Below are 2,710 nucleotides of genomic sequence, written 5' to 3' on the forward strand. Positions count from 1 at the left end.
TGCCGTATCCCCAAGAGAGATCCGGTGGGTTGCTGAAAAGCCAGGATTGATAATCGTGATTTTTTTGGCATCATGGAAGTAGCTCCTATTTAGGTGGGAGGAAAACCGCGCTGGAGATGATTAACGGCCATGACCAGCGCGGTTATTAGTTTCAGTCGTCACCTTCTATAGTATAGATAAATCCTCAAAAAAATGCAAGGGTAAATAAAAATATTTTACATTGATTTACAATTAGTTTTATTAACAATTTATAGACTCAATTATGTATAATTTATTGACATAATTTTTTTAATTAACTGAGCTACAAATTCTTGGTTTTTAGGGAGCAGGAATCCCCTCTAACTCCAGGGCTGTTTCTTGCGTCGGACTCAAATGTAATTGGTGGGGAGGTGGGGAGATAGGGAGATAGGGAGATAGGGAGTAGGGAGTAGCGATGCATCGCTATTCTAACCTTAATTTTTATCATTAAGATTAGTTTATTGATCATAAAATGTGGAGCTGAAACTTTTATTTGATGGTGCTTTCGCCAGAAGCCGTTAAAAGTCAGCTTATAACCACAAGTACGGTAGAGCCAGCAGGACTTACAAGAAATCTAACCAACAGCAAATCCATCATATTGACGCTTGAACTACCCCACCCTTTAGAGGGATGGGGATTCCCAGGCACAGTCGTGCGCGACTGTTGTCTCCGTGGGCGTAACTTTCCTTCGCACCGAAGGTAGCTGGGCAGGGTCAATTCCCAGTTTTTTGAGACCCTTATTTCTGATATTTACTCCGCCATTTATATCAGCATCATCGTGATACCCACATTCAGTACAGACAAATTTCTCCCCACTTCGGTTGTCTGCACTGGTGTGATGGCATTTTGGACATTCTTGGGATGTATGTCTGGGGTTTATCTTGATTACTGGAATGCCTGACTTTGCAGCCACGACTTCTACCTTTTTGATCAGTTCTCCCCAGGCAGCATCAGAGATCACACGGTTGAGCCCCTTTTTAGCAGATTGTCCGTTGTGATCATAACCACCATTTTCATTGGGCTTAGGCTTACAACGGGATTTCATTCCCCTGATATTTAAATCCTCAAATATCAGGGCGTCTGTGCCATCGGTTAACTGCTTTGCAATCTCCCAATGGCATGCAGAACGCTTGTTGGTTATTTTCTCGTGTAAATAGGCAACCTTACCAAATAATTTCTTGCGATTATTAGATCCTTTTTTCTTTCGACTTGCAGCTCTTTGCCTGAGTTTTAAACGTCTTGCTTGACGCTTAAATTTATTGGTATTAGCCGGATTTACGATAGTCTCCCCGTCAGAAGTACTAACCAGCTTTTTAATCCCAAGATCACATCCCTTAACACGATCTGGTCTAATCTCGTTGGCTGTTTTAACCGGAGACAATGGAACTGACTTGTTTTCAATTTGAAGACTGACAAACCAACCCCGAGATTTTCTGCGTACGGTTACAGATTTTATGGTGAAACCGTCTGGTATAGGACGGGAATTGTAAAAGCCCATCCAGCCAATCCCAGGTAAATAGATTCCATCGCCGTCTAGTTTTACCTGACCCGGGGAATATTTGAAGCTCCGATAGCGAGAACGCCTCTTAGGTCTAGGGTACTTAGCCTCCCCTTTAAAGAATTTTGTGAAAGCAGTATCCAACTGTCTTAACATTTGTTGTAAAACAGTTGAGTGAATTTTTTTATACCAAGGACGTTGCTTCTTTAGCACAGGAAGAGCTGAGCTTTGAATCTCGTAAGCATTACGCCTAGGATTTTTCTGGCTCTTTTTCCATGGATAGCCAACAGAGCTCGATTTGCTTACCGAACAAGTAAGCGGGCACGCTTCTCCATCACTCCTGAGATCGCAGAAATTCCCCAGTTTTGGAGATCTGGCTTGCTCATAGGAATCATTCCTGTCTCTCAACAAATAATTATATTGAGCTAACAACATGTCTAGCCATTCAACCATGGTGGCTTTTTGCTGAGGACTAGGCTTGAGTTTGTAGACATAACCCAGTTGCATAGAATCGACCTATTTGCTGTGCTATTTTAATTATATATTCCCGAAATTAATATGACAATAAAATGGTAAAACAAAAATCTAGAATAGTAGGACGTCCCTGTCTTTATGAGGAACCAAAAACAACACACACCATCAAGGCAACAAATACAGCTTGGAACGGATTAAAGCAGTTAGCAGCTAAAGCAGACTTGAGTTTGTATGAGTATCTAGAATTACTGGGGAGAACCGGTGTATTACCTGGTTGATAAATTGTAGCTTACGCCATTTGAGAAGGAAAATTCATCCCGGAGACAAAACCTTAGGATAGTGGAGCCTTAATCAAAAAGTTTTAACCAAAGGTGCGCTTTCCGTTCGCCGTAGGCGACGCTTTCGGCAAAGCCGACGCTGCGCTTTCCGTAGGCGAATTTAATTCGCCTACGGAAAACGCACCATTACGGTCTTGGGGCTTTCCCCCATGAGCAACTGCATCAAGACAATGATCTTGCTCAGGATCGAAGAATTTATAGACTTTGATATCTTCATTGGCTAGCTTAACCAGACTATGCTTTTCCAATATTTCCTGAATCAGACGACGATACTGAATTAACTTATCCACTGCAAAATTACCTCCTGATTTGGATCATATAGCAATAGGTGTATTTGAGATTCTTGAATCGTTTGTTGTGCGAAAGCTTGAGATGAATGCTG

Annotated in this window: 3 protein-coding genes; 1 reads left to right on the forward strand and 2 read right to left on the reverse strand. The window is 41.8% G+C overall.

Features of this window, described 5'->3' with window-relative positions; all coding sequences use genetic code 11:
- Positions 1-640: 640 nt before the first annotated feature.
- On the reverse strand, positions 641-2,023 hold the full coding sequence (locus F6K37_RS37570) for an RNA-guided endonuclease InsQ/TnpB family protein (protein WP_008188155.1): 1,383 nt from the start codon (positions 2,021-2,023) through the stop codon (positions 641-643).
- Between the two features lie 62 nt (positions 2,024-2,085).
- Between F6K37_RS37570 and F6K37_RS37575 the strand changes: the two genes are divergently transcribed.
- Complete coding sequence (locus tag F6K37_RS37575; protein WP_008188156.1) at positions 2,086-2,268, forward strand: hypothetical protein; 183 nt, start codon at positions 2,086-2,088, stop codon at positions 2,266-2,268.
- An 83-nt stretch (positions 2,269-2,351) separates the two neighbouring features.
- Here F6K37_RS37575 and F6K37_RS37580 read toward each other — a convergent pair whose 3' ends face one another.
- Positions 2,352-2,618 (reverse strand): element excision factor XisI family protein, encoded by a 267-nt coding sequence (locus F6K37_RS37580; protein WP_008188157.1) that lies wholly within the window; start codon positions 2,616-2,618, stop codon positions 2,352-2,354.
- Positions 2,619-2,710 lie beyond the last annotated feature (92 nt).

The sequence above is a fragment of the Moorena sp. SIO4E2 genome (genome assembly GCF_010671945.1).
Lineage (GTDB): Bacteria > Cyanobacteriota > Cyanobacteriia > Cyanobacteriales > Coleofasciculaceae > Moorena > Moorena producens.

What these genes read in the sequence shown, in the direction of transcription:
- F6K37_RS37570 (WP_008188155.1), bottom strand. Translation starts at nt 2,023, where the DNA reads ATGCAACTGGGTTATGTCTACAAACTCAAGCCTAGTCCTCAGCAAAAA.
- F6K37_RS37575 (WP_008188156.1), top strand. Translation starts at nt 2,086, where the DNA reads ATGGTAAAACAAAAATCTAGAATAGTAGGACGTCCCTGTCTTTATGAG.